This is a genomic window from Pseudomonas sp. TE3-3-F2023 (assembly GCF_036784815.1).
Taxonomy (GTDB): Bacteria; Pseudomonadota; Gammaproteobacteria; order Pseudomonadales; family Pseudomonadaceae; genus Aquipseudomonas; species Aquipseudomonas pudica.
This window is the reverse complement of the sequence record NZ_CP145113.1, coordinates 616,243-640,973: the sequence shown is the minus strand read 5'-3', so window position 1 is coordinate 640,973 and position 24,731 is coordinate 616,243. Positions and strand designations below refer to the sequence as shown.

Sequence of the window (24,731 nt, the reverse complement as noted above, 5' to 3'; positions counted from 1 at the left end):
TTCCTGCAAGCGCGGCCTAATCTTGGCGAACAACGCCTGAGGTCGTACCCATGGACCTGATCCTGCTGGCCGTGCCGTTCTTCTTCGTGCTGATCGCCGTCGAACTGCTGGCCGACCGTGTGCGCGGCCAGCGCAACTTCACTCTGGCCGACTCGATCAACAGCCTCAGCACCGGTGCGCTTTCGACCAGTACCGGGTTGCTGACCAAAGGGGTGGGGCTGGTGACCTATGCCCTGGTGTTCGAGCACATGGCGTTGCTGCGCCTGCCGCCGCAGGCCTGGTGGGTGTGGCTGCTGGCTTTTGTGTTGTACGACTTCTGCTACTACTGGCTGCATCGTCTGGGCCACGAGCGCAACGTGCTGTGGGCTGCGCACTCGGTGCATCACCAGAGCGAGGAATACAACCTCACCACGGCGCTGCGGCAGACCAGCAGCGGGTTCATCTTCTCGTGGCTGTTCTACCTGCCGCTGGCGATGCTCGGTGTGCCGCCGCTGGTTTTCATCACGGTGGCGTCGCTCAACCTGCTGTACCAGTTCTGGGTGCATACCCGGCATGTTCCCAAGCTGGGCTGGCTCGAGTGGGTGTTGATCACGCCATCCAACCATCGCGTCCACCATGCGCAAAATCCTGCTTACTTGGATCGCAATTACGGCGGCGTGTTCATTCTCTGGGATCGTCTGTTCGGCACCTTCAAAGAGGAAGACCCGGCCGAGCCGGTGGTGTTCGGGGTGACCACGCCGCTGGCCAGCTGGAACCCGCTGTGGGCAAACCTGCAGTTCTATGCCCAGCTCTGGCACGGCGCCCGACGTGCCGACAGCCCGTGGGACAAACTGCGAATCTGGTTCATGCCCACCGGCTGGCGGCCGGCCGATGTGGCAGCACGCTACCCGCAGGCCAAGCAGGACCTGGCGTTGTTTCGCAAGTTCGCGGTTGCCCTGGGCCGTGCGCAGCAGGCCTATGTGGCGGCGCAATTCGTGGGTTACGTGGCGCTGGGCAGCTATCTGATGGAGGTGGCCGATCGCGTGCCAACTGCCGCCCTGGTGCTCGGCTGGGCGCTGATGGCGTTTGGCTTGTTCGTGCTTGGCGCGCTGCTGGAGAACCGACCATGGGCCGTGCGCCTGGAGCTGTTACGGCTGCTGGCGAATGCGCCGGCGCTGTACCTGGCAGGCGCACTGGGCCTAGCGGTGGTCGTGCCGCTGGCCTGGTTGCTGCTCGTTGTTTACAGCTTGCTCAGCCTCTGGGGGCTGGGCCTTGCCCGCCGCCTTGCGCTCCGCGCGCAACGTGCGGAAGCGCCGACGCAGCCACAGCAGGCCGCCCAACGCCAACAGGCCACCGAGCACCCATAGCTCGTAGCGCTTCACGTTGCCCAGCAGGCCTTCGAGAATGGCGCCGAAGTGATACGCGGCCGCGCCCAGTGCCACTGCCCAGATGGCCGCGCCAAGACCATTCAGCAGCAGATAGCGGCGTGGCGGGTAGCCGGACAGGCCAATGGCCACCGGCATGACCGTGCGCAGGCCATAGACGAAGCGGAAACTCAGTACCCAGATGTCGGGGTGGCGACGGATGTGGTCCAGCGCCCGGTCACCCATCGCCTGCCAGCGCGGTTTGCGTGCCAGTATCCTGCGCCCGTGGCGTCGGCCCATGAAGTACCACAGCTGGTCGCCGGCATAGCTGCCGAAAAAAGCCACCAGGCACACCAGGTTGATGTCCATGTAACCGCGGAACGCAAGGAATCCCGCAAGCACCAGGATGGTCTCGCCTTCGAAGAAGGTGCCTAGAAAAAGGGCGAAGTAGCCGAAATCCTGCAGGAATTGTTGAAGCATTTTCTGAGGTGCTGGCGAAATGAACGCGAAGCCTACCCCTTCGCGCGCGTTCGTGAAAGTGTCCAAATGTGTCTCGACATGAACAATTCCTGCTCGGAGAATGCCAGAAGCCATGCGCCATGGCTTGCCCTGACATGTAACACAGGCGTCATAATGGGCGCTTATCTTGCCGCTCAATAGATGATAGGGCGTTAACGTCCTCAGGAACGCCAGATGAATAATGAAGTGCTAACCCCTGTCGCGATCAAGGATGCTCAGGAACTCCCCGAAGAGATGGTGCAGACCCCGCCAGACCTGCCGCCGGCGCCCCTGCCTGCCGTGGAACCGGTGGCAGAGACTGCGGCTCCGGCACCCGCGCCGGCCCCGGCGATCATCATCCCGGGCCTGGACGACAGCAGCCTGTACATTCATCGCGAACTCTCCCAGTTGCAGTTCAATATCCGCGTGCTGGAGCAGGCGCTGGACGAGAGCTACCCGCTGCTAGAGCGCCTCAAGTTCCTGTTGATCTTCTCCAGCAACCTCGACGAGTTCTTCGAGATCCGAGTCGCCGGCCTGAAGAAGCAGATCAACTTTGCTCGTGAACAGGCCGGTGCCGACGGCCTGCAGCCGCACCAGGCGCTGGCGCGTATCAGCGACCTGGTGCACAGTGAAGTGGAGCGCCAGTACGCAATCCTCAACGATGTGCTGCTGCCCGAGCTGGAGAAGCACCATATCCGCTTCATCCGCCGGCGTCACTGGACCCCCAAGCTCAAGACCTGGGTGCGCCGCTACTTCCGCGACGAAATCGCCCCGATCATCACCCCGATCGGCCTCGACCCTACTCACCCGTTCCCGCTGCTGGTGAACAAGAGCCTCAACTTCATCGTCGAGCTCGAGGGTGTCGACGCCTTCGGTCGCGATTCGGGCCTGGCGATCATTCCGGCCCCGCGCCTGCTGCCGCGGGTCATCCGCGTGCCGGAAGAGGTGGGTGGCCCTGGCGCCAACTATGTGTTCCTGTCGTCAATGATCCACGCGCACGCCGACGACCTGTTCCAGGGCATGAAGGTGAAGGGCTGCTACCAGTTCCGCCTGACCCGTAACGCCGACCTGGCGCTGGACTCCGAAGAGGTCGATGACCTGGCCCGCGCCCTGCGCGGCGAGCTGTTCTCGCGCCGCTACGGTGACGCAGTGCGCCTGGAGGTCGCCGACACCTGCCCGAAACACTTGTCGGACTACCTGCTCAAGCAGTTCAGCCTCAGCGAAAGCGAGCTGTACCAGGTCAACGGCCCGGTCAACCTTACCCGCCTGTTCAGCATCACCGGCCTGGACAGCCACCCTGAGCTGCAGTACACGCCGTTCACCCCGGCGATCCCCAAGCTGCTGCAGAACGCCGACAATATCTTCAGCGTGATCGGCAAGCAGGACATCCTGCTGATGCACCCGTTCGAGTCCTTCACCCCGGTGATCGACCTGCTGCGGCAGGCCGCCAAGGACCCGCACGTGCTTGCCGTGCGCCAGACCCTGTACCGTTCCGGGGCCAACTCGGAAATCGTCGACGCGCTGGTGGACGCAGCGCGTAACGGCAAGGAGGTCACCGCGGTGATCGAGTTGCGGGCGCGCTTCGACGAAGAGTCCAACCTGCAGATGGCCAGCCGCCTGCAAGCGGCCGGTGCGGTGGTGATCTACGGCGTGGTCGGCTTCAAGACCCACGCTAAGATGATGCTGATCCTGCGCCGCGAGCAGGGCGAGATCGTGCGTTATGCGCACCTGGGCACTGGTAACTACCACGCCGGCAACGCCCGCCTGTACACCGATTACAGCCTGCTGACCTCCGACGACGCCCTCACCGAGGACGTCGGCAAGCTGTTCAGCCAGCTGATCGGCATGGGCAAGACCCTGCGCATGAAGAAGCTGCTGCACGCGCCGTTCACCCTGAAGAAGGGCATGCTCGACATGATCGCGCGGGAAACCCAGTTCGCCCTCGAAGGCAAGCCGGCGCATATCATCGCCAAGTTCAACTCGCTGACCGACGCCAAGGTCATCAAGGCGTTGTACAAGGCCAGCCAGTCGGGCGTGAAGATCGACCTGGTGGTGCGTGGCATGTGCTGCCTGCGCCCAGGCATTCCGGGGGTTTCGCACAACATTCAGGTGCGCTCGATCATCGGCCGCTTCCTCGAGCACACGCGGGTGTTCTACTTCCTCAATGGCGGCGAAGAGCAGATCTACCTGTCCAGTGCCGACTGGATGGAGCGCAACCTCGACAAGCGTGTCGAGACCTGCTTCCCGGTGGAAGGCAAGAAGCTGTTGCTGCGGGTGAAGAAGGAGCTGGAAGGCTACCTGACCGACAACACCCACGCCTGGACCCTGCAGCCGGACGGGCGCTACGTGCGCAGCACGCCGACCGGCAACCAGAACCCGCGCAGTGCCCAGGCGACCCTGCTGGAGCGCCTGAGCAACCCGGTCCTCAACGTACGCTGAGGACGAAGCCGACCCGGGCCAGCCACTCCGCCTCGTTGGCGAAGTCGGCCTGGGTCAGCTGGTTCTGTTCCAGCCAGCCCTCGGGGAAGGCCACGTCGAGGCTGCTGTCGGCAGCCTTGAGCTCGACCTTCGGCATCTGCTGGTTGCCACGGATGTGGTGGAACAGGATGGCGAAGCGCAGCAGCACGCACAGGCGCAGCAGCTTGACCCCTTCCTCACCTAGTTCGGCGATCTTGTCCTTGGGGATGTTGCGGCGGTGGCCGCGCACCAGCAAGGCCATCATCTGCTGGTCCTCGCGGGAGAAACCCGACAGGTCGGAGTGCTCGATCAGGTAGGCGCCGTGTTTATGGTAGTGGTAGTGAGCGATATCCAGGCCGATTTCGTGCACTTTTGCCGCCCAGCCCAGCAGATCGCGCCAGTTCCCGTCTTTGAGATCCCACGCGTCGGCCACTTGGTCGAAGGCGTGTAACGCCTTGCGTTCGACGCGCGCGGCCTGGCCCTGGTCCACGTGGTAGCGCTCCATCAGCGAGTTCAGTGTGCGTTCGCGCACGTCTTCGTGGTGGTGGCGGCCCAGCAGGTCGAACAGCACACCTTCGCGCAGGGCACCGTCGCAGTGGTCCATGCGCTGCAGTTCCAGGGCATCGAAGATCGCTTCGAGAATCGCCAGGCCCGCCGGGAAGATGGTGCGGCGGTCCGGCTTGACCCCTTCGAAGTCGATCTTGTCGACCTCGCCCAGCTTGAACAGCTTGCGCTTGACCCAGGCCAGCCCCTCGGCGTTGACCTCGCCATTGCCCAGGCCACCTGCCTTGATGGCTGCGCCGATGGCACGAATGGTACCGGACGAGCCGATGGCCTCGTCCCAGGTCAGGCGGTGCAGGGCATTCTCGATGCTCATCAGCTCCAGGCGCGCGGCGGTGTAAGCCTGGGCGTAGCGGGCCGGGGTGATCTTGCCGTCGCGGAAGTAGCGCTGGGTGAAGCTGACGCAGCCCATCTGCAGGCTTTCGCGCAGCAGCGGCTCGAAGCGCTGGCCGATGATGAACTCGGTACTGCCGCCGCCGATATCGGCCACCAGGCGTTTGCCGGGGGTATCGGCCAGGGTGTGCGACACGCCCAGGTAGATCAGGCGCGCTTCTTCACGGCCAGAGATTACCTCGACCGGGTGGCCAAGGATGGCTTCGGCGCGCTGGATGAATTCGTTGCGGTTGCGCGCTTCGCGCAAGGCGTTGGTACCGACGATACGCACCGAGCCTGCCGGCATGCCGTTGATCAGTTGGGAAAAGCGCTTGAGGCAATCCAGGCCTCGTTCCATTGCCTCTTCGCTGAGCTTGCGTTCTTCGTCGATGCCGGCGGCCAGCTGAACCTTCTCGCCGAGCCGCTCGAGAATGCGGATTTCGGTATGGTGGGCCTTGGCCACGACCATGTGAAAGCTGTTGGAGCCAAGGTCGATGGCGGCGATCAGGGACAGGTTCTTCGCGATGGTATGCGGCATGATCTGGTTGTTCTCGGTCGTTAACCCGGCAATCGTGCCACGATAGCAGGCTGTCGCCAACGCGTGGTACACAGCCGTTGAGCTGGCCTTGATGCAAGGCAATGTGCCATTCGATGCTATGACGTTTGCATGACAGTTTCGATTCGTGGCGTCTTGCACAACTATAGTTACACTCAATCGTCCGTGGCTTCCTGTCGGGCGTGGGTACGGCTATCATGGGCCACGTTTTTTTGCTTACGACCCTGGAGATATCCATGAGCAGCGATCTGATCAAACATGTCACCGACGCCTCCTTCGAAGCCGATGTCCTTAAGGCCGAAGGCGCCGTACTGGTCGACTACTGGGCTGAATGGTGCGGTCCATGCAAGATGATCGCTCCGGTACTGGACGACATCGCCTCCACCTACGAGGGCAAACTGACCGTCGCCAAGCTGAACATCGACGAGAACCAGGAAACCCCGGCCAAGCACGGCGTGCGTGGTATCCCGACGCTGATGCTGTTCAAGAACGGCAACGTCGAAGCCACCAAGGTCGGCGCCCTGTCCAAATCGCAGCTGGCCGCGTTCCTCGACGCCCACCTGTGATGTGAAAAAGCCCCGCAGATGCGGGGCTTTTCTTTTTCAGAGCACTAGACGCAGAAAAAAGCAAGTGTTACATTCGGCCTCGCACTGCTTCTCCAGTGCCCTCTACACGCCGTCGCCGAAGCATCCCTAATTCGAATCAGTACGCGATCCTGTCGCCATCTAGCGGCGCGGCCTCATTAAGCCAGAAGCTTAATTCTCCCTTCTTACATGATTACGTCACTCCCCTTATGAACCTGACTGAACTCAAGCAAAAGCCGATTACCGATCTTTTGGAAATGGCCGAACAGATGGGCATCGAAAACATGGCCCGTTCGCGCAAACAGGACGTGATTTTCGCCCTGCTGAAGAAGCACGCGAAAAGCGGCGAAGAGATCTCGGGTGACGGCGTGCTGGAGATTCTCCAGGATGGTTTCGGTTTCCTGCGTTCGGCTGATGCGTCCTACCTGGCCGGCCCTGACGACATCTACGTCTCGCCCAGCCAGATCCGCCGTTTCAACCTGCGTACCGGTGACACCATCGTCGGCAAGATTCGTCCGCCGAAGGAAGGGGAGCGTTACTTCGCCCTGCTGAAGGTCGACACCATCAACTTCGACCGCCCGGAAAACGCGAAGAACAAGATCCTGTTCGAAAACCTGACGCCGCTGTTCCCGAACAAGCGCCTGAAGATGGAAGCCGGTAACGGCTCCACCGAAGACCTGACCGGCCGCGTCATCGACCTGTGCGCTCCGATCGGCAAAGGCCAGCGTGGCCTGATCGTTGCTCCGCCGAAAGCGGGCAAGACGATCATGCTGCAGAACATCGCGGCCAACATCACCCGTAACAATCCCGAGTGCCACCTGATCGTCCTGCTGATCGACGAGCGCCCGGAAGAAGTGACCGAAATGCAGCGCACCGTGCGTGGCGAAGTGGTTGCCTCCACCTTCGACGAGCCGCCAACCCGCCACGTGCAGGTTGCCGAAATGGTGATCGAGAAGGCCAAGCGCCTGGTCGAGCACAAGAAGGACGTGGTCATCCTGCTGGACTCCATCACCCGTCTGGCACGTGCCTACAACACCGTCATCCCGAGCTCCGGCAAGGTGCTGACCGGTGGTGTCGACGCCCACGCCCTGGAGAAGCCGAAGCGCTTCTTCGGTGCCGCGCGTAACATCGAGGAAGGCGGTTCGCTGACCATCATCGCCACCGCGCTGGTCGAAACCGGCTCGAAGATGGACGAAGTGATCTACGAAGAGTTCAAGGGCACTGGCAACATGGAGCTGCCGCTGGACCGCCGCATCGCCGAGAAGCGTGTGTTCCCGGCTATCAACATCAACCGCTCCGGTACCCGCCGCGAAGAGCTGCTGACCGCCGACGACGAACTGCAGCGCATGTGGATCCTGCGCAAGCTGCTGCACCCGATGGACGAAATCGCCGCCATCGAGTTCCTGGTCGACAAGCTCAAGCAGACCAAGACCAACGACGAGTTCTTCCTGTCGATGAAGCGCAAGTAAGCGTTTCAGGCCGGAATTGATTGGGGCTGCTTCGCAGCCCATCGCCGGCAAGCCAGCTCCCACAGGTACTGTACAGCTCTTGAAGCTTGTGCGGACTCTGTGGGAGCTGGCTTGCCGGCGATGGGGCGCGAAGCGGCCCCAAGTCATTTTTGGCCATTGGGTACTGAACGGCGCTACACTCTGCACCCCGACCGATACGGCCAACACGAGGCTCCTGCATGCAGTATCGCGACTTGCGCGACTTCATCCGTGGCCTGGAACAGCGCGGCGAGCTCAAGCGCATCCAGGTTCCGATCTCCCCCATCCTGGAAATGACCGAGGTCTGCGACCGCACCCTGCGTGCCAAGGGCCCTGCATTGCTGTTCGAAAAGCCTACCGGCTTCGACATCCCGGTGCTGGGCAACCTGTTCGGTACTCCGGAGCGCGTGGCCATGGGCATGGGTGCCGAGTCGGTCGATGAGCTGCGGGAAATCGGCAAGCTGCTGGCCTTCCTCAAGGAGCCCGAACCGCCGAAGGGCCTGAAGGATGCCTGGTCCAAGCTGCCGATCTTCAAGAAAGTCGTGTCGATGGCGCCGAAAGTGGTCAAGGACGCGGTGTGTCAGGAAGTGGTGGTCGAGGGGGACGATGTCGACCTCGGCGCCCTGCCGATCCAGCACTGCTGGCCGGGCGACGTGGCCCCGCTGATCACCTGGGGCCTCACCGTCACCCGCGGCCCGAACAAGGACCGCCAGAACCTGGGCATCTACCGCCAGCAGGTGATCGGCCGCAACAAGGTCATCATGCGCTGGCTCAGCCACCGTGGCGGGGCCCTGGACTACCGCGAATGGTGCGAGAAAAACCCTGGCCAACCGTTCCCGGTCGCCGTGGCCCTGGGCGCTGACCCGGCCACCATCCTCGGCGCCGTGACCCCGGTGCCGGACACCCTCTCCGAGTACGCCTTCGCCGGCCTGCTGCGCGGCAACCGCACCGAACTGGTCAAGTGCCGGGGCAGCAACCTGCAGGTACCGGCTACCGCCGAAATCATACTGGAGGGCGTGATCCACCCGGGCGAAATGGCCCCGGAAGGCCCGTATGGCGACCACACCGGCTACTACAACGAAGTGGACAGCTTCCCGGTGTTCACCGTCGAGCGCATCACCCATCGGCAGAAACCGATCTACCACAGCACCTACACCGGCCGCCCGCCAGATGAGCCGGCGATCCTCGGCGTGGCGCTGAACGAAGTGTTCGTGCCGATCCTGCAGAAGCAGTTCCCGGAAATCGTCGATTTCTACCTGCCGCCGGAAGGCTGCTCGTACCGCATGGCGGTGGTGACCATGAAGAAGCAGTACCCAGGCCACGCCAAGCGCGTGATGCTGGGTGTGTGGTCGTTCCTGCGACAGTTCATGTACACCAAATTCGTTATTGTCACCGATGACGATATCAATGCCCGCGACTGGAACGATGTGATCTGGGCCATCACCACGCGCATGGACCCCAAGCGTGATACGGTGATGATCGACAACACCCCGATCGACTACCTGGACTTCGCGTCGCCGGTATCAGGGCTGGGGTCGAAGATGGGCCTGGACGCCACGCACAAGTGGCCGGGCGAGACTACACGCGAATGGGGACGGGTCATCGTCAAGGACGAAGCCGTCACCCGCCGTATCGATGAGCTGTGGGATCAGTTGGGAATAGATTGATGCAGGTAACGTTGCAGCCGTCCGGGGCGGTGCTGGCGCTCGAACCCGGGGAACGGATCCTGGATGGAGCGCGGCGGCTGGGCTATGACTGCCCGAACAGCTGCCGCAATGGCAATTGCCATGTCTGCGCCGCGTTGTTGGTCGAAGGCCGGGTACGCCAGGACGGTGAAGTCCGCGACCATGGCGAGCTGTTCACCTGCATTGCCGAACCGCTGGAGGACTGCGTGTTGCTCTGGGATGGTGTGCTCGCCCTGGGCGAGTTGCCGGTGCGCAAACTGGCGTGCAGTGTCAGTGAGTGCGTCGAGGTCGGTGGCGACGTCTGGCGCGTGCGGTTGCGCGCGCCGGCGGGCAGGCCGCCGCGCTACCACGCGGGGCAGTACCTGATGATCGAGCGCGAAGGCGGCAAGCAGGCGGCGTTTTCGCTGGCTTCCGCACCCCATGCCGGGCGCGAACTGGAGCTGCATGTGCTGGCGCGCGAGCCCAGTGCGCTGCAACTTATCGAGCAACTCAAGCGCGACGGCCTGGCGCGCATCGAAATGCCGTTCGGCGACACCCACCTGGCCGAGTTGCCTGGCGGGCCGCTGGTGCTGATCGCTGCTGGCACCGGCATGGGCCAGATGCACAGCCTGGTCGAGCATTGCCGGGCTCAGGGTTTCAAGCACCCGGTGCACCTGTACTGGGGCGTGCGTCGGCCCGAAGACTTCTACCAGATCGAGCACTGGGACGAATGGCAGCGCCTGCCCAACCTGTTCCTGCATCAGGTGGTCAGCGACCTGTGCGGCTGGGAAGGCCGTTGCGGCATGCTGCATGAGGCGGTCTGCGAGGACATCGCCGACCTCAACAGCGTGCATGTATATGCCAGCGGCTCGCCGAACATGATCTATGCCACTCTCGACGCCCTGGTCGAAGCTGGCATGGATGCGCACCGCATGCGTGCCGATGTATTTGCCTACGCACCACGCGGCTAATAACCGAAGTTTGAAAGTATGGGTATAAGGCGGTAATTGTTACCGCCTTGGCTAATAACTTTCACAGTTGCCGAAACAGTACTTTCCAGTCGTCGGGAGTGCGGATGAAACTCTGGCGCAAGGGCTTGAGTATTCCCGCACTTCTGTCCTATGGTTACTGCAAGCGCCCTTGGTACAGAGGCTAGGGACGCATCGTAATCGAATCTCGCTACATCCGTAGTTTACAGGGATAATGGCGGCAGCTTATGTCGGCACTTGAAAGTATGTCCTGGGAAGTTTCATATCCACCGACACTCGACTTCGGTCAGCAACATACTCGCGAACAGTTGTTCAATTCCATGAAGACAACCATGTCTCGCCATCAGGGTGGGCCGGTTTGGCTGTTCGCCTATGGCTCGTTGATCTGGCGACCGGAGTGCAACTCGGTGGAACGCCAACGCGCGCGTGTACATGGTTACCACCGCGGCTTGTACCTGTGGTCGCACGAACACCGTGGCACCCCGGAAACCCCCGGGCTGGTGTTTGGCCTGGACCGCGGTGGCTCCTGCAGTGGTTTTGCCTATCGGTTGGATGACAGCTGCCTGGACGAGTCGCTGATGGCCCTGTGGCAGCGCGAGATGCCGTACCCGGCGTACCGGCCGCACTGGCTCAGTTGTCGGTTGGGTGATGGCAGCAAGGTGCAGGCCCTGGGCTTCGTGCTGGAGCGGCATTTGCCGTGCTATGCCGGGAACCTGCCGGACACCCTGCTCAGCCAGATACTGGCCAGTGCCAAGGGGCGCTATGGCACCACGCGTGATTATGTCGAACAGACCTTGAACGCCCTGCGCAGCCACCAGATGCCCGATCGCAACCTGGAGGCACGGTTCAGGCGCTGCCATAACCTGCGGGAGGTTTGATTACCTGTGCCGGCCTCTTCGCGGGTGAACCCGCGAAAAGGCCGGAACTGTCTTACCTGGCCAGCACCACCAACTTACCCACAGCCTGCCGCTGCCCCAACTTTTCAATGGCAGCCCCGGCTTCAGCCAGTGGATAAGTCTGCGATACCAGCGGCTTCAACTTGCCTTCGGCATGCCATGCAAACAGCTGCCGGAAGTTGGCCGCATTGTCCTCCGGCTGACGCTGGGCAAACGCTCCCCAGAATACCCCCAGTACCGCGGCACCTTTGAGGAGCACCAGGTTGGCCGCCAGCTGCGGGATGGTCCCGCTGGCAAAGCCCACCACCAGCAACCGGCCATTCCAGGCCAGCCCGCGCACTGCCTGTTCGAACAATTCGCCACCCACCGGGTCGTAGATCACGTCCACGCCCTGGCCACCGGTCAGGCGCTTGATCTCGTCACGCAGGCTGGCCTGGCTGTAGTCGATCAGTTCATCCGCCCCGGCTGCCTTGGCCACGGCCAGTTTTTCCGCACTGCTGGCGGCCGCGATCACTCGCGCGCCCATGGCCTTGCCGATCTCCACCGCCGCCAGGCCGACCCCGCCGGACGCGCCCAGCACCAGCAGTGTCTCGCCCGCCTGCAACTGGCCGCGCTGACGCAGGGCGTGCATGGAGGTGCCGTAGGTCATGCCGAATGCTGCAGCGGTGGTGAAGTCCATGCTCGCCGGGATCGGCAGCACGTTGTAGAACGGCACAGCCACCTGCTCGGCAAACGCTCCCCAGCCGGTCAGTGCCATGACCCGGTCGCCGACCTTGAACGCGCCGGCCTTTTCTCCGACGGCGGCCACCACGCCCGCCGCCTCGCCGCCGGGGGAGAACGGCAACGGTGGCTGGAACTGGTACTTGCCTTCGATGATCAGGGTGTCGGGGAAGTTGACTCCGGCGGCCTGCACATCCAGCAGGATCTCGTTTTTCTTCGGCACCGGGCTGGTCACCTCTTCCAGCACCAGATCGCGCGCCGGGCCAAGGGTTTTGCACAACACAGCTTTCATCGGGGCTATTCCTTTGCGGGTCGTGGCCGATAAGTGTAGGAGGGCCGCCTGCCCGGTCAACGAGCATGGCCTGCCCTGATGTGCAGGCATAAGTGCGGCATGAGCCCGGGCTTGGGTTTGAGCGGTGTGCTGGGTAAGCTGGCGCCAACTGTATTGAGGAGCGAATTCGTGAAAGCGTGGATCTTGATGGTGCTGGCGCTGCTGCTGCCGGCTGCGGCCATGGCCGAGGAAGCCAAGGAAGGGGCGCCAAAAGTCGCCTACATCAGCCTGAGCCCGCCCTTTGTCGGCAACTATGCCCTCGACGGCAGCCCGCGGCTGCGCGTGTACAAGGCCGACGTGGCCCTGCGCGTGACCGGCGACGAAGCCGCGAAGGCGGTGAAGCACCACGAGCCGCTGATCCGCAATCAGCTGGTGGCGCTGTTCACCCAACAGTCGGTGGACAGCATGAGCAACGTCGAGGCCAAGGAGCATCTTCGCCAGGAAGCGCTGAAACAGGTGCAGCAGGTAATGGAAGCCGAAGAGGGCAAACCGATCGTCGAAGACCTGCTGTTCAACAACCTGATCGTGCAGTGACCTGAAGCACTGTGAGGTCGATTGCTGGTGAGCTGGATTGAAGTCAGGCTTACCACGGTTGTAGGACCTTTCCGTCTTTCCTGTAAGCCCGCCAGTTTTCGGTTTCTGAAGCCAAGGCCAAGCTAAATTGTGCCTTGTCTTCAGTTGCTTGAGAGTGTTGGCAATGCCTTTGAAGTACCAGCCGAAAGAGGCGACTGTACTGATGTGCGACTTTTCAGGCTTTCAAGTGCCTGAAATGATCAAGGTGCGCCCGGTTGTCGTTCTTCGCAAGCACAGTCAAAACCGTCATTTGGTGACGATAATCCCGCTGAGCACCACCGCTCCGGATCACATGACAAGGCATCACGTTGTGCTGCCGAGTTATCTCCCCGGCCCGGCCCTGACATGCTGGGCGAAGTGCGACATGATCTACACGGTAGCTACCTCCAGACTGGACAGATGCCGGGTCAGGTCGCGGCAGGGCGGTGGTCGGGAATACATCACCTTTACAATGCGGCCAGAGCATTTCGCCGCCGTGAGGGCTGCTGTTGGCTTTACGCTGGGCTTCACACATCCAGCAACAGTGCAGTCTGTTGGCAATGTAACGCTCGATACGTGATAATGGGCCTGTTCCCGTAAGGGGCTTGCAAGACTCTGCGGATCCTGGTTCAACCAGCAATTACAGAGCCGGGCAGGTGTATGGCGATGACAAGCCGACCTGTCTGTGAGTAGGGCGCCGAAAGGCGCCCTTTGTCTTTGTGCTAGATCCCAATTTGGATCAGGACGCCAGGCTTCGGCGAAACCGCGCCAGCGCCACGCCGAAGAACACCAGCCCGATCACAGCCAGCGCCAGGATGTCCGGCCACACCACCGTCCACCCGGCATCACGGAACAGGATTGCGGCGCCAAGGCTGACAAAATGCGTCGACGGCGACCCCTGCATCACCCACTGCAGCCACTGCGGCATGCTGTCCAGCGGTGTGCTGCCGCCGGACAGCAACAGCATCGGGATGATCACCGGGATTGCCAGCAGGCCGAATTGTGGCGTCGAGCGCGCCAGAGTGGCGAGGAAGATGCCCAGTGAGGTGCTGGCGAACAGGTACAGCGCGGTCACGGCCAGGAACAGGCCCATCGAACCGGAGAGCGGCACGCCAAGCGCGCCCTTGACCACCACCACCAGCGAAATCCAGGTGCAGATCACCACCACCAGCGCGTTGCTGGCGATTTTCGCCAGCATGATTTCCAGCGCGGTCAGCGGCAGCACCAGCAGGTGGTCGAGGGTGCCGTGCTCGCGCTCGCGCAGCAACGCTGTCCCGGTGAGGATTATCGCCAGGATGGTGATGTTGTTGATGATCTGGATCACCGCCAGGAACCAGCCACCCTCCAGGTTGGGGTTGAACAGGGCCTTGGCGTTGATTACCACCGGGCTCTGTGTGTTGCTGCGCTGGCTGTAGTCGAGCAACTCGCGTTCGAAGATGCGGCCGATGTAGCCGGCCCCCATGAACGCTTGACTCATGGCCGTGGCGTCGACATTGATCTGCAGTTCCGGCGAGCGTCCGGCCAGCAGGTCGCTCTGGAAATTCATCGGCACGTTGATCACGAAGGTGTACTGGCCGCTGTCCATAGCCTGGTCCAGGCGCCCCGGGGCCAGCGGTACGGCGGGCTGGAACTCGGGCGGTTGCAGGGCTTCGCCGAGCTTGCGCGACAGCAGACTGTGGTCTTCGTCCACCACTGCGACGCTGGCGTTGTGCACGCCGATCACCGAGCCGGCTGCGGGCATGTAGATAGCCACGCTGAAGGCATACAGCAGGAACAACAGCAGCACGCTGTCGTGGCGCAGGCTGGTAAGCTCTTTCAGGCCAAGGCGCAGGGTATGGTTCAGGCGTGACATCTCAGGCCTCCTGCTTCTTCAGCATGGCCAGGCTCAAGCCGGTGAACACGGCAAAGAAGCTGAGCAGGATCAGGCACTGCGGCCACAGTTCGCGCAGGCCCAGCGCCTTGGTGAAGGTGCCGACCGCGATATCGAGGAAGTAGCCCGCCGGGAACAGCTGGCCCATCATCGCCGCCGCGCCGTCCAGCGACGAGCGTGGCACGATCAGCCCGGAGAACTGGATGGTCGGCAGGCTGGTGATGATCATGGTGCCCAGGATGGCGGCGATCTGGGTGCGGGTGAAGGCCGAGATCAGCAGGCCAAGGCTGGTGGTCGCCAGCAGATAGGCGACGCCGCCACAGGCCAGGGCCAGCACGCTGCCCTTGAGCGGCACGGCGAACAGCCAGCGGTTCATCGCCACCAGCAGCGCCAGGTTGACCAGGCTCACGGCCAGATAGGGCATCTGCTTGCCGAGCAGGAATTCCAGGCGGGTGAGGGGTGTGGCGTAGAAGTTGGTGATGGAGCCGAGCTCTTTCTCGCGGACGATACCCAGCGCGGTGAGCATGGCCGGGATGAAGGCCAAAATCAGCGCCATTACTCCTGGACCGATGGCGTTCACGCTGACCACATCCTGGTTGTAGCGAAAACGGGTTTCCAGGCGCACCAGGTCCTGGCGCGGCTGCGGCTGTGTGCTGGCCTTGGCCAGTTGCTCGAGGTTGGCCTGGTGCACAGCTTCAACGTAGTTGCGGCTGGTTTCCGCGCGGAACGGCATGCCGCCATCGAGCCAGGCAGCCACGACCGGTTGACGCCCGGCGTACAGGTCGCGGCCAAAGCCGGGCGGAATTTCCAGCGCCAGTTTGATTTCGGAGCGCTGCAGGCGCTGGTGCATTTCGCGGGTATCGCGGATGGGCGCCTGTTCGGCGAAATAGCGTGAACCACGGAAGGCTTCGAGGTAGGCCCGGCTTTGCGGGCTCTGGTCCTGGTCGTGTACGGCGAAGGCGAGGTTTTCCACATCCAGCGAAATGCCATAGCCAAAGATCACCATCATGAACACCGCCCCCAGCAGGGCGAAGGCCAGGCGTACCTTGTCGCGCAGCAGCTCCTTGCCCTCACGGCTGGCCACCGCCAGCAGGCGACGCAGGCTGAAACCCTGGCGCAGCGCTGGCGCAGGTGTGGTGGCCTGCTCCAGCACGGCGTTGTCGGTAGCTTGTGGCGCCAGTTCCTGGGCCTGTTCCAGGCAGCGTACGAACGCGTCCTCCAGGGTGTTGCCCTGGTACTGGCGTTGCAGGGCACCCGGCGTGTCGCAGGCCAGTACCCGGCCTGCATGCATCAGCGAGATACGGTCGCAGCGCTGGGCTTCGTTCATGAAGTGGGTGGACAGGAAAATGGTCACGCCCTGCTCGCGTGACAGCTCCACCAGCAGGCGCCAGAAGTCGTCACGGGCAGCCGGGTCGACGCCGGAGGTGGGTTCGTCGAGGATCAGCACTTCCGGGCGGTGCAGTACCGCCACTGCCAGTGACAGGCGCTGGCGCAGGCCGAGGGGCAGGGCGCCGGATGGCTGGTCGGCGATGGCACCCAGGTCGAAGCGCTCGATCAGTTCGTCTATACGCTGGCCGCTCTCGACCTTGGGCAGGTCGAACAGGCGCGCATGCAGGTTCAGGTTCTGCCGGGTGCTGAGCTCGCCATACAGCGAAAAACTCTGCGACATGAAACCGACCCGCTTGCGCGTGGCCAGGTCGCTGGCATCCACCGGGCGGCCGAGCAGGCTGGCGCTGCCTTCGCTGGCCGGCATCAGGCCGGTGAGCACTTTCATGGTGGTGGTTTTGCCACAGCCGTTGGAGCCGAGGAAGCCGAAGATCTCCCCGCGGCCAATGGCGAAGCTGACCTTGTTCACGGCAGTGAAATCGCCAAAGCGCAGGGTCAGGTCGTTGGCCTCGATGGCGACCGAGGTGTCAGTGGCCGGGCGTGGTGGAATGATGAGCAGAGGGTGTTGTGCCTTGCCCGCGCCCTGGTAGTGGGTGAAGGCGTCGTCCAGCTTGCCGCTGGGGGTGACTGCGGCCAGTTCATGGCTGGGACCGGCCGCCAGCAGGCGACCGCCATCGAGCATCAGGCAATGTTCAAACTGTTCGGCCTCCTCCATGTAGGCAGTGGCCACCAGCAGGGTCAGTTGCGGGCGCTGTGCGCGCACCTGTTCGACCAGCTCCCAGAAGCGCCGCCGTGACAGTGGGTCGACACCTGTGGTCGGCTCGTCGAGGATCAGCAGGTCCGGCTCGTGGATCAGCGCGCAGCACAGGCCCAGCTTCTGTTTCATGCCGCCCGACAGCTTGCCCGCCGGGCGCTCGGCAAAGCGCTGCAGGTCGGTAGCCTGCAGCAGGTTGGCCATGCGCTGTTCGCATTCACGGCGGCCGAGGCCGAACAGGGTGGCGAAAAAGCGGATGTTCTCGCTGATCGACAGCTCCGGATACAGGTTGTTGCCCAGCCCCTGCGGCATGAACGCCACTTTCGGGTACAGCGCCGCGCGATGGCGCCGCTGGCGGATCGAGCCACCCAGCACCTGCAGTTCGCCCTGTTGCAGGCGCTTGACGCCGGCGATCAGCCCCAGCAGGGTCGATTTGCCAGCCCCGTCAGGGCCGATCAGCGCGCAGCGGGTGCCCGCCGGCAGGCTGAACCCTAGGGGGTGCAGGGCCACCAGGTCGCTGTAGCGATGGCTGATACCCTCGGCCAGCAGTGCCGCGGCGTTCATTGCAGGTTGGCCGGCCAGTCCACATCAGCCGTGCGTACATAGCCGGCGCCTGGCATACCCGGCTTGGCCTGCGGCACGGCGCCCGGGTCGGTCAGGCGCAACTTGACCCGGAACACCAGCTTTTGCCGCTCGTCGCGGGTTTCCACCTGCTTGGGGGTGAACTGGGCCTTGGCCGCGACAAAGGCCACCTTCGCCGGCAGCGCCCGCTCGGGCAGGGCGTCGAGCACGATCCGCGCCTGGTCGCCGACGGTCAGGCGGCCGCTGGTGGAGGCGGGCAGGTAGAGGTTCATGTACTGGTCGCTGGGGTCGATCAGCATCAGTACGCGGCCGCCGGCACCCAGCACTTCACCGGGCTCGGCCAGGCGCAGCTGGATGATGCCGTCGATCGGTGCGCGCAGGCTGCTGTCGTCGATTTCGCTGGTGAGCTGCGCCACCTGGGCCTCGGCGGCACCGATGGCGGCCTTGATCGCCGCCAGTTGGGCGCGGGCGGCGACCACGGCGGCGTTGGCCGTGTCGAAGCGCGCCTGCTGTTGGTCGAGCAACTGCTGGCTGGCGTACTTGCGCTGGAAGATCTCGCGCACGCGCTTGAGCTCCTGGCTGGCCAGCAGCAGTTCACTCTGGCGCAGCTGCACGCTGGCCTGGGCGGCGGCGTAGTTCTCCCGGGCGCGCAGCACTTCGGCTTCGGCCTGGCTGCGCTGGGCTTCCATGGTACGGGTGTCGATGCGCGCCAGCAGCTGGCCGCGATTTACCTTGTCACCTTCTTCGACCAGCACTTCGGCCAGGCGACCAGGGATTTTGCTGGCGATCTGCACCTCGGTGGCTTCCAGGCGGCCGTTGCCCATGCTCAGGCCTTCGGGCAACTGGTCGTGGAGCGACTTCCAGTACCCCAGCCCGCCGGCTGTTGCGAGCAGGGCGATCAGCGCGGTGGCGAAGATCCTGGGGGCGTATCGGTTCATCGGTCTGCATCCTTGCGGTCATGCACACTGCATCATGGTCTGCGGCCACGCGCGGCGTGTTGATATCAGTCAAATCCATGACTGGGTCTGCTTCGCAGCCCATCGCCGGCAAGCCAGCTCCCACAGGGGCAGCGCATGGCTTGAGGTCTATGCGGTCGGGGTGGGAGCTGGCTTGCCGGCGATGGGCCGCAGGGCGGCCCCTTTGTTTTATGACCTTAGCCGCAGTTTCAACGCAAAGCGACAATCACCGCCCATTGCTCTGGCGTCACCGGCATCACCGACAGGCGGCTGCCTTTCTGCACCAGCGGCAGTTCGGCCAGGCCTGCCTGCTGTTTCAGCCAGGCCAGCTCCAGCACCCGTGGCAGGGTTTGCACATGGGCTACATCCACCGCGCTCCACGGGTTCTTGTCGGCCGTGGCCTTGGCATCGTAGTAGTGGCTTTGCGGGTCCAGCGCGGTCGGGTCGGGGTAGGCAGCGCGAGTGATCCTGGCAATGCCAGCGATGCCCGGCTGCGGGCAGCTGGAGTGATAGAAGAAGAACTCGTCGCCAACGCTCATGGCCCGCAGGAAATTGCGCGCCTGGTAGTTGCGCACGCCGTCCCAGCGCGCTTCGCCGAGACGGCCGAGGGCTTCGATGGAGAGCTCGTCGGGCTCGGATTTCATCAGCCAGTAGGCCATGGGTGCTGCTCCTGAAAAGGTTTGAAATAACCTGTTGCATGAAACCGACAGTCGGTTGGCGTCAAGGTTTGCGTGCAGACGCAGGTTGTCGGAAAATGCGCCCCGTTTAAAGCGCGATGCTCCGGCGATACCCAGAAAATTGCCGAGCCTGAACAGTTTGCCTGGGGGGCATTCTTCGATGAATCAACGTAACAAGCCGGATCTGCTGTGGATCCTGGTGTTCATTTTCGGCCTGGGTGTGGTCACTACCGGTTATGCGCAAGGTATCTGGGAGCGCAAGCTGGACAATGCCTATCAGATGCCGGTCGACGCCAGCCAGCCGCAACGTTGATGCCCCACGTCGGCGCCGTTCAACGCGGCGCCAAGTACCAGCCACGGTCCGAGACCGTCCCCTGCAGCAGTACATCCCAACTGGCCTGAGCCAGCCGCTCGACCTTCTGGCATTCATGTGCCAGCCCCAACAGCAACGGCTTTTTCCAGGTCTGGCGACGCGCCTGGTAGGCCAGGCTGCGATCATAGAAACCACCGCCCATTCCCAGGCGACCGCCCACTTCGTCGAAACCGACCAACGGTAGCAGGATCAGGTCCAGCGACCAGATCGGGCGCTGGCGCTTGCGCTCGGTAACCGGCTCCGGAATGCGAAAGCGGTTGGGCTTGAGCTTCTCGCCCTGCTCGAAGCGCTGGAACACCATGCGCGTGCGCGGCCAGGCGTGCAGCACCGGCAGGTAGGTGCGCTTGCCACGGCGCTGGGCCTCGCGCAGCAGCAGGCAAGGGTCGATTTCGCCGTCGTTGGGCAGGTACAGGGCAATGTGCCGGGCGCGGCGGAACAGCGGGTGCTGCGCCAGCTGGCGGTACAGGCCAAGGGCGGCCTGGCGTTGCTGGGCAGGGGTAAGGGCGCGGCGGGCATTGCGGAGCAGGCGACGGAGCTGGGGGCGGGTGAGCTGCGCGGTGTCGGTCATGGCACGGGCGATCCCAGATGCTGGCCGACGTGGTCGGCCAAAACGAATTGCCCGCCGGAAGGGGCGGGCAAGAGAATTCAGGCTCCCCGACAAGACCGCTATCGGTGTAGCCCTTGAACCCGAAAGTTCAAGGTGGAGATTGCAGGGGGCGTTAAGGCTTTCCGTCGGGCGGACATGCACACCGGCCCCAGCGTGCAACCCCCGTGGTTGTGCGTATCGGCTCAGGGACATAACCGACTGGCGCATCCCCCAGGGAGTGGCGCCAGTATACCAATCTCAGCCGATTTTGGTATCCGCGTCGTCGGACAGTGCCTGGTCGACCCGTTCCAGCAGGTCGCGCACCTGTTCGCGAGTGGTGCCGCCTGCCGGGGCATCGTTGCGGTCTTCCTGGCGGTGCAGCATTTCGTGGGTGATGTTCAACGCTGCCATGACCGCGATGCGGTCGGCGCCGATCACCTTGCCGCTGCTGCGGATCTCGCGCATCTTGCCGTCCAGGTAGCGTGCGGCGCTGACCAGGTTGTTGCGCTCCTCCGGCGGGCAGATGATCGAATACTCCTTGTCGAGGATCTGCACGGTGACGCTATTGCTTGAACTCATGAGTCTTGCTCCAGGGCCTTGAGGCGTAAAATCATCGACTCGACCTTGCGCTTGGCGATCTCGTTCTTTTCGATGAGGTGGGCGCGCTCTTCGCGCCAGGTTTTTTCCTGAGCTACTAGGAGTGCATTTTGCCGTTTTAGTTGCTCGACACGTTCGATCAGCAACTCGAATCGGCTCATCAGTGCCTGCAGGTCGTTCTCTTGCGTGGGTTGCACTCGATTCGCTCCGTCGTTGAGTCACCTGGCGATGATGCCTCTCCCTGGGCGGCGACGGCCAGTGCCGATGGTCTTGGCGCGCCTGCCGGTGCTAGGATACAAGGTCTCCATTCTAGTCATTGCGCCGTCTGGCGCCTAGCTGCCCATGCCCAATACCCAATCGCCCTACATCGCCTTCGCCATGCTGCTGTCCAGCAATGGCCATCCTGTCACCCCGGCCGAACTGCACGGCCTGCTGATCGGCCGCAGCTGCGCCGGTGCCGGCTTCGACGCCGACGGCTGGCTGGCCGATGCCGCCCAGCTGCTGGAAACCGAGCCCGGTGACACCGTGCGCAACGCCCTGGTCGGCCTGCAGGAAATGGTCAAGGGCGAGCTGACCAGCGACGACATGGCGATCGTCCTGCTGCTGCCTTCCGACGACGCCGCCCTGAACGACCGCGCCACCGCGCTGGGCCAGTGGTGCCAAGGCTTCATCACCGGTTTCGGCCTGAATGCCGGTGGCAAGGACCTGTCCGACGAGGCCAAGGAAGTGCTGCAGGACCTGGTGGCCATTTCCCAGGTCCAGGAAGCCCTCGAGGAGTCCGAGGACGGCGAGAGCGACTACATGGAGGTCATGGAATACCTGCGCGTGGCGCCGTTGCTGCTGTTCTCCGAGTTGGCCAAGCCGGCCGCCCCCGCACCCAAGCCATCGCTGCACTGATCAACCGGGGGTAATCTGCCCATGAGCCGCATTCCCAAGGCCGAGTATGCCCGTCGGCGCAAGGCGCTGATGGCGCAGATGGTACCCAACAGTATCGCCATCCTGCCCGCTGCCGCGGTTGCCATCCGTAACCGCGACGTAGAGCACGTTTACCGCCAGGACAGCGACTTCCAGTACCTCAGTGGTTTTCCCGAGCCGGAAGCGGTGATTGCGCTGATTCCGGGGCGCGAGCATGGCGAATACGTGCTGTTCTGCCGTGAACGCAACCCCGAGCGCGAGCTGTGGGATGGTCTTCGGGCTGGCCAGGAAGGTGCGGTGCGCGATTTTGGCGCAGACGATGCCTTCCCCATCACCGACATCGACGAGATCCTGCCGGGCCTGATCGAAGGCCGTGAGCGGGTGTACAGCGCCATGGGCAGCAACCCCGAGTTCGACCGCCGGCTGATGGACTGGATCAACGTGATCCGCTCCAAGGCCCGCCTGGGCGCCCAGCCGCCGAACGAGTTCGTTGCGCTGGATCATCTGCTGCACGACATGCGCCTGTATAAATCGGCAGCGGAAGTGAAGGTGATGCGTGCTGCCGCAGAGATTTCGGCGCGGGCCCACGTGCGGGCCATGCAGGCCTGCCGGGCCGGCTTGCACGAATACAGCCTGGAAGCCGAGCTGGACTACGAGTTCCGCAAGGGTGGGGCGAAGATGCCGGCCTACGGCTCGATCGTCGCGGCCGGGCGCAATGGCTGCATCCTGCACTATCAGCAGAACGACGCCCCGCTCAAGGATGGCGACCTGGTACTGATCGACGCCGGCTGCGAGATCGACTGCTACGCCAGCGACATCACCCGTACCTTCCCGGTCAGCGGGCGCTTTTCGCCGGAGCAGAAGGCCATCTACGAGCTGGTGCTCAAGGCCCAGGCCGCGGCGTTTGCCGAAATCGCCCCCGGCAAGCACTGGAACCACGCCCATGAGGCGACCGTGCGGGTCATCACCGAGGGCCTGGTGGAACTGGGCCTGTTGACGGGCGAGGTACAGGCGCTGATCGACAGCGAGGCCTATCGTGCCTTCTACATGCATCGTGCCGGGCATTGGCTGGGCATGGATGTGCACGATGTGGGCGAGTACAAGGTGGGCGGCGAGTGGCGGGTGCTTGAACCCGGCATGGCGCTGACCGTCGAACCGGGCATCTACATAGGTGCCGACAATCAGGCCGTGGCCAAGAAATGGCGCGGCATTGGTGTAAGGATCGAGGACGACGTGGTAGTGACCAGGCAAGGCTGTGAAATCCTGACTTCGGGCGTACCGCGTACGGTCGCCGAGATCGAGGCACTGATGCAGGCCGCCCGCAAGGACGCGGCATGAATCGGGTGAATCTGGCGATCATTGGTGGCGGCCTGGTGGGCGCGAGCTTGGCCCTGGCGCTGCAGGCGGGGGCCAAGGCGCGAGGCTGGAAGATCCTGCTGATCGAGCCCTTCGCCCCCGGTGACAGCTTCCAGCCCAGCTACGATGCGCGTTCGTCGGCACTGTCGTTTGGCACTCAGCAGATCTACCAGCAGCTGGGCCTGTGGCAGGCAATCGGCCATCGCGCCGAGCCGATCCGGCAGATTCACGTATCCGACCGCGGCCGCTTCGGCGCCACCCGCCTGGATGCCCTGGAAGAGGGCGTGCCGGCGCTTGGCTACGTAGTGGAAAACGCCTGGCTGGGTCAGTGCCTGTGGCAAGGGCTGGACAGCGAGGTGGTGAGCTGGCGTTGCCCGGCGGAAGTTACGGCGATGCAGGCCATCGAAGGTGGCTACCGCCTGCTGCTGAACGACGACACTCAACTGGAGTGCGACCTGGCGGTACTGGCCGACGGTGGCCGCTCCGGCCTGCGCGAACAGCTGGGCATTCATGTGCGCCACACGCCCTACCAACAGAGCGCGCTGATCGCCAATATCACTCCGGGCGAGGCCCACGGCGGCCAAGCCTTCGAGCGTTTCACCGAAGAAGGCCCCATGGCCCTGCTGCCGCTGCCGGATAACCGCTGCGCGCTGGTCTGGACCCGCCAGGGCATGGACGCGCGGCGCCTGGCCGACATCGACGAGCGCAGTTTCCTGCGCGAGCTGCAGGGCGTGTTCGGCTATCGCCTGGGCGCTTTGCGCCAGGTCGGCGCGCGGCACCTCTACCCACTGTCGCTGATCGAAGCCCAGGAGCAGGTGCGGCCGCATCTGGTGGTGCTGGGCAACGCCGCGCACAGCCTTCACCCTATTGCCGGCCAAGGCTTCAATCTGTCGCTGCGTGACGTGCAGGCGCTTGCCGAGGCGCTGCTGGCCGGCCCGCAGCAGCCTGGCGACCTGACCACGTTGCAGGCCTACCACCAGCGCCAGCGCCTGGACCAGGCCATGACCATCGGTTTTTCCGACCAGGTCACTCGCCTGTTCGGCAGTAGCCAGCCGTTGCTGGCCGCCGGGCGCAATCTGGGCCTGCTCGGTCTCGACTTGCTGCCTCCGGCGAAAAGCTGGTTCGCCCGCCAGGCCATGGGCCTGGGCACTCGCCCCAATCCGCGAGGTCAGGCATGAGTGGCAACGCGCGCAGGCTGGCGCGCCGGGCGCGCCTGTTGCGTTGGCGGTTGAACCTTTACCCGCCGTATCTGGGTGCTGGCATCCGCGTGCTGCACATCAGCCCGGACCTGCGCAGCGTCAAGGTGGCGATGAAGCTGACCCGCTGGAACCGCAACTATGTCGGTACTCAGTTCGGCGGCAGCCTGTATTCGATGGTCGACCCGTTCTACATGCTGTTGCTGATCGAACAGCTGGGTCGTGACTACATCGTCTGGGACAAGGCCGCCAGCATCGATTTCATTTCGCCGGGCAAAGGCCCGGTGTATGCCGAACTCCACGTCGATGACGCGCTGCTGGATGAAATCCGCCAGCAGACTGCCACCGGCAAGAAGTGCCTGCCGCGTTTGCAGGTCGATATCCGTGACGGCGCCGGCGAGCTGGTGGCGCGGGTCGATAAAACCCTATATGTGCGGCTCAAGCCGCAAGCGAGGCTGGCGTAAGGCATGGAA

The 24,731-nt window shown here is 63.6% G+C and carries 23 protein-coding genes, 1 other RNA gene and 1 pseudogene; 14 read left to right on the top strand and 11 right to left on the bottom strand.

All coding sequences use genetic code 11. The annotated features are described in order from the left end of the window. Positions 1-50: 50 nt before the first annotated feature. Positions 51-629: pseudogene (locus tag V3314_RS02860) on the top strand (sterol desaturase family protein); the annotation flags it as partial. Between the two features lie 549 nt (positions 630-1,178). Here the strand turns inward: V3314_RS02860 and V3314_RS02855 are convergent. After that, positions 1,179-1,823 carry a DedA family protein gene (locus V3314_RS02855; RefSeq protein ID WP_181381645.1) on the bottom strand — a complete coding sequence of 215 codons (645 nt, stop codon included), beginning with the start codon at positions 1,821-1,823 and terminating at the stop codon, positions 1,179-1,181. 213 nt (positions 1,824-2,036) lie between these two features. Between V3314_RS02855 and ppk1 the strand changes: the two genes are divergently transcribed. Then, positions 2,037-4,280 (top strand): polyphosphate kinase 1, encoded by a 2,244-nt coding sequence (gene ppk1, locus V3314_RS02850; protein ID WP_046613641.1) that lies wholly within the window; start codon positions 2,037-2,039, stop codon positions 4,278-4,280. Here the strand turns inward: ppk1 and ppx are convergent. Beyond that, a complete protein-coding gene (ppx, locus tag V3314_RS02845; RefSeq protein ID WP_046613640.1) occupies positions 4,267-5,769 on the bottom strand; it encodes an exopolyphosphatase in 1,503 nt (500 codons plus the stop codon). The two genes, ppk1 and ppx, sit on opposite strands and share 14 nt — an antisense overlap. A gap of 254 nt (positions 5,770-6,023) precedes the next feature. Here ppx and trxA point away from each other — a divergent pair, with 254 nt between their 5' ends. The 5 genes from trxA to V3314_RS02820 all read left to right on the top strand — a co-directional run bounded on the left by trxA (position 6,024) and on the right by V3314_RS02820 (position 11,389). Further along, entirely contained in the window at positions 6,024-6,353 is a 330-nt protein-coding gene (gene trxA, locus V3314_RS02840) for a thioredoxin TrxA (RefSeq protein ID WP_003253660.1), read from the top strand. 227 nt (positions 6,354-6,580) lie between these two features. Further along, entirely contained in the window at positions 6,581-7,840 is a 1,260-nt protein-coding gene (rho, locus tag V3314_RS02835; protein WP_003253661.1) for a transcription termination factor Rho, read from the top strand. A gap of 218 nt (positions 7,841-8,058) precedes the next feature. Next, a complete protein-coding gene (gene ubiD / locus V3314_RS02830) occupies positions 8,059-9,525 on the top strand; it encodes a 4-hydroxy-3-polyprenylbenzoate decarboxylase (protein ID WP_338459912.1) in 1,467 nt (488 codons plus the stop codon). Then, the gene (locus tag V3314_RS02825) at positions 9,525-10,493 is read left to right on the top strand and encodes a CDP-6-deoxy-delta-3,4-glucoseen reductase (protein ID WP_338459911.1); all 969 of its coding nucleotides are present in this window, start codon (positions 9,525-9,527) and stop codon (positions 10,491-10,493) included. The genes ubiD and V3314_RS02825 overlap by 1 nt, the downstream gene beginning before the upstream one ends. A gap of 245 nt (positions 10,494-10,738) precedes the next feature. Continuing rightward, the gene (locus tag V3314_RS02820) at positions 10,739-11,389 is read left to right on the top strand and encodes a gamma-glutamylcyclotransferase (RefSeq protein WP_046613638.1); all 651 of its coding nucleotides are present in this window, start codon (positions 10,739-10,741) and stop codon (positions 11,387-11,389) included. A gap of 52 nt (positions 11,390-11,441) precedes the next feature. Here V3314_RS02820 and V3314_RS02815 read toward each other — a convergent pair whose 3' ends face one another. Continuing rightward, positions 11,442-12,419, bottom strand: a complete 978-nt coding sequence (locus tag V3314_RS02815) for an NADPH:quinone oxidoreductase family protein (RefSeq protein ID WP_046613637.1) — start codon at positions 12,417-12,419, stop codon at positions 11,442-11,444. Positions 12,420-12,587: 168 nt separating this feature from the next. On the opposite strand from V3314_RS02815, the gene V3314_RS02810 reads away from it, so the two are divergent. Both V3314_RS02810 and V3314_RS02805 read left to right on the top strand, forming a co-directional pair. Then, the gene (locus V3314_RS02810; protein WP_025341058.1) at positions 12,588-12,992 is read left to right on the top strand and encodes a flagellar basal body-associated protein FliL; all 405 of its coding nucleotides are present in this window, start codon (positions 12,588-12,590) and stop codon (positions 12,990-12,992) included. Between the two features lie 163 nt (positions 12,993-13,155). After that, on the top strand, positions 13,156-13,590 hold the full coding sequence (locus V3314_RS02805; protein WP_046613636.1) for a type II toxin-antitoxin system PemK/MazF family toxin: 435 nt from the start codon (positions 13,156-13,158) through the stop codon (positions 13,588-13,590). A 159-nt stretch (positions 13,591-13,749) separates the two neighbouring features. Here the strand turns inward: V3314_RS02805 and V3314_RS02800 are convergent, their stop codons facing one another. From V3314_RS02800 to V3314_RS02785, 4 genes are all read right to left on the bottom strand, one after another. Next, positions 13,750-14,862, bottom strand: a complete 1,113-nt coding sequence (locus tag V3314_RS02800; RefSeq protein WP_046613635.1) for an ABC transporter permease — start codon at positions 14,860-14,862, stop codon at positions 13,750-13,752. A gap of 1 nt (position 14,863) precedes the next feature. After that, positions 14,864-17,584 carry a ribosome-associated ATPase/putative transporter RbbA gene (gene rbbA / locus V3314_RS02795; RefSeq protein ID WP_338459910.1) on the bottom strand — a complete coding sequence of 907 codons (2,721 nt, stop codon included), beginning with the start codon at positions 17,582-17,584 and terminating at the stop codon, positions 14,864-14,866. Further along, a complete protein-coding gene (locus tag V3314_RS02790) occupies positions 17,581-18,540 on the bottom strand; it encodes an HlyD family efflux transporter periplasmic adaptor subunit (RefSeq protein WP_046613633.1) in 960 nt (319 codons plus the stop codon). Before V3314_RS02790 ends, rbbA begins: the two co-directional genes overlap by 4 nt. A 227-nt stretch (positions 18,541-18,767) precedes the next feature. Continuing rightward, a complete protein-coding gene (locus V3314_RS02785; RefSeq protein WP_046613632.1) occupies positions 18,768-19,217 on the bottom strand; it encodes an EVE domain-containing protein in 450 nt (149 codons plus the stop codon). Positions 19,218-19,395: 178 nt separating this feature from the next. Here V3314_RS02785 and V3314_RS02780 point away from each other — a divergent pair, with 178 nt between their 5' ends. Further along, positions 19,396-19,548, top strand: coding sequence for a hypothetical protein (locus V3314_RS02780; protein ID WP_013974724.1), 153 nt, complete (start codon positions 19,396-19,398; stop codon positions 19,546-19,548). Positions 19,549-19,567: 19 nt separating this feature from the next. Here the strand turns inward: V3314_RS02780 and V3314_RS02775 are convergent, their stop codons facing one another. The 4 genes from V3314_RS02775 to V3314_RS02760 form a co-directional block, all read right to left on the bottom strand. Further along, entirely contained in the window at positions 19,568-20,176 is a 609-nt protein-coding gene (locus V3314_RS02775) for a 5-formyltetrahydrofolate cyclo-ligase (RefSeq protein WP_338459909.1), read from the bottom strand. A gap of 79 nt (positions 20,177-20,255) precedes the next feature. Continuing rightward, positions 20,256-20,435: non-coding RNA, 6S RNA (gene ssrS / locus V3314_RS02770), on the bottom strand. 17 nt (positions 20,436-20,452) lie between these two features. Next, complete coding sequence (locus tag V3314_RS02765) at positions 20,453-20,773, bottom strand: cell division protein ZapA (RefSeq protein WP_003259368.1); 321 nt, start codon at positions 20,771-20,773, stop codon at positions 20,453-20,455. Beyond that, on the bottom strand, positions 20,770-20,952 hold the full coding sequence (locus V3314_RS02760; RefSeq protein ID WP_046613731.1) for a TIGR02449 family protein: 183 nt from the start codon (positions 20,950-20,952) through the stop codon (positions 20,770-20,772). Before V3314_RS02760 ends, V3314_RS02765 begins: the two co-directional genes overlap by 4 nt. Before the next feature lie 181 nt (positions 20,953-21,133). Between V3314_RS02760 and V3314_RS02755 the strand changes: the two genes are divergently transcribed. The 4 genes from V3314_RS02755 to V3314_RS02740 are packed head-to-tail and all read left to right on the top strand — an operon-like array spanning position 21,134 to position 24,722. Next, positions 21,134-21,688: a YecA family protein gene (locus V3314_RS02755; RefSeq protein ID WP_046613630.1), complete on the top strand. Its 555-nt coding sequence runs from the start codon at positions 21,134-21,136 to the stop codon at positions 21,686-21,688. 21 nt (positions 21,689-21,709) lie between these two features. Continuing rightward, complete coding sequence (gene pepP / locus V3314_RS02750) at positions 21,710-23,044, top strand: Xaa-Pro aminopeptidase (RefSeq protein WP_108480288.1); 1,335 nt, start codon at positions 21,710-21,712, stop codon at positions 23,042-23,044. Continuing rightward, a complete protein-coding gene (ubiH, locus tag V3314_RS02745) occupies positions 23,041-24,240 on the top strand; it encodes a 2-octaprenyl-6-methoxyphenyl hydroxylase (RefSeq protein ID WP_338459908.1) in 1,200 nt (399 codons plus the stop codon). Before pepP ends, ubiH begins: the two co-directional genes overlap by 4 nt. After that, positions 24,237-24,722, top strand: coding sequence for a DUF4442 domain-containing protein (locus V3314_RS02740; protein WP_046613627.1), 486 nt, complete (start codon positions 24,237-24,239; stop codon positions 24,720-24,722). The genes ubiH and V3314_RS02740 overlap by 4 nt, the downstream gene beginning before the upstream one ends. Positions 24,723-24,731: the final 9 nt, after the last annotated feature.

Bases quoted from the DNA above. Each gene is read 5' to 3' on its own strand.
- ppx (WP_046613640.1), bottom strand. From the start codon at position 5,769: ATGCCGCATACCATCGCGAAGAACCTGTCCCTGATCGCCGCCATCGAC.
- V3314_RS02765 (WP_003259368.1), bottom strand. From the start codon at position 20,773: ATGAGTTCAAGCAATAGCGTCACCGTGCAGATCCTCGACAAGGAGTAT.
- V3314_RS02800 (WP_046613635.1), bottom strand. From the start codon at position 14,862: ATGTCACGCCTGAACCATACCCTGCGCCTTGGCCTGAAAGAGCTTACC.
- V3314_RS02790 (WP_046613633.1), bottom strand. From the start codon at position 18,540: ATGAACCGATACGCCCCCAGGATCTTCGCCACCGCGCTGATCGCCCTG.
- rbbA (WP_338459910.1), bottom strand. From the start codon at position 17,584: ATGAACGCCGCGGCACTGCTGGCCGAGGGTATCAGCCATCGCTACAGC.
- V3314_RS02755 (WP_046613630.1), top strand. From the start codon at position 21,134: ATGCCCAATACCCAATCGCCCTACATCGCCTTCGCCATGCTGCTGTCC.
- V3314_RS02785 (WP_046613632.1), bottom strand. From the start codon at position 19,217: ATGGCCTACTGGCTGATGAAATCCGAGCCCGACGAGCTCTCCATCGAA.
- V3314_RS02815 (WP_046613637.1), bottom strand. From the start codon at position 12,419: ATGAAAGCTGTGTTGTGCAAAACCCTTGGCCCGGCGCGCGATCTGGTG.
- V3314_RS02780 (WP_013974724.1), top strand. From the start codon at position 19,396: ATGAATCAACGTAACAAGCCGGATCTGCTGTGGATCCTGGTGTTCATT.
- V3314_RS02825 (WP_338459911.1), top strand. From the start codon at position 9,525: ATGCAGGTAACGTTGCAGCCGTCCGGGGCGGTGCTGGCGCTCGAACCC.
- V3314_RS02805 (WP_046613636.1), top strand. From the start codon at position 13,156: ATGCCTTTGAAGTACCAGCCGAAAGAGGCGACTGTACTGATGTGCGAC.
- ppk1 (WP_046613641.1), top strand. From the start codon at position 2,037: ATGAATAATGAAGTGCTAACCCCTGTCGCGATCAAGGATGCTCAGGAA.
- V3314_RS02760 (WP_046613731.1), bottom strand. From the start codon at position 20,952: ATGAGCCGATTCGAGTTGCTGATCGAACGTGTCGAGCAACTAAAACGG.
- V3314_RS02855 (WP_181381645.1), bottom strand. From the start codon at position 1,823: ATGCTTCAACAATTCCTGCAGGATTTCGGCTACTTCGCCCTTTTTCTA.
- V3314_RS02740 (WP_046613627.1), top strand. From the start codon at position 24,237: ATGAGTGGCAACGCGCGCAGGCTGGCGCGCCGGGCGCGCCTGTTGCGT.
- V3314_RS02820 (WP_046613638.1), top strand. From the start codon at position 10,739: ATGTCGGCACTTGAAAGTATGTCCTGGGAAGTTTCATATCCACCGACA.
- ubiH (WP_338459908.1), top strand. From the start codon at position 23,041: ATGAATCGGGTGAATCTGGCGATCATTGGTGGCGGCCTGGTGGGCGCG.
- pepP (WP_108480288.1), top strand. From the start codon at position 21,710: ATGAGCCGCATTCCCAAGGCCGAGTATGCCCGTCGGCGCAAGGCGCTG.
- trxA (WP_003253660.1), top strand. From the start codon at position 6,024: ATGAGCAGCGATCTGATCAAACATGTCACCGACGCCTCCTTCGAAGCC.
- V3314_RS02775 (WP_338459909.1), bottom strand. From the start codon at position 20,176: ATGACCGACACCGCGCAGCTCACCCGCCCCCAGCTCCGTCGCCTGCTC.
- ubiD (WP_338459912.1), top strand. From the start codon at position 8,059: ATGCAGTATCGCGACTTGCGCGACTTCATCCGTGGCCTGGAACAGCGC.
- rho (WP_003253661.1), top strand. From the start codon at position 6,581: ATGAACCTGACTGAACTCAAGCAAAAGCCGATTACCGATCTTTTGGAA.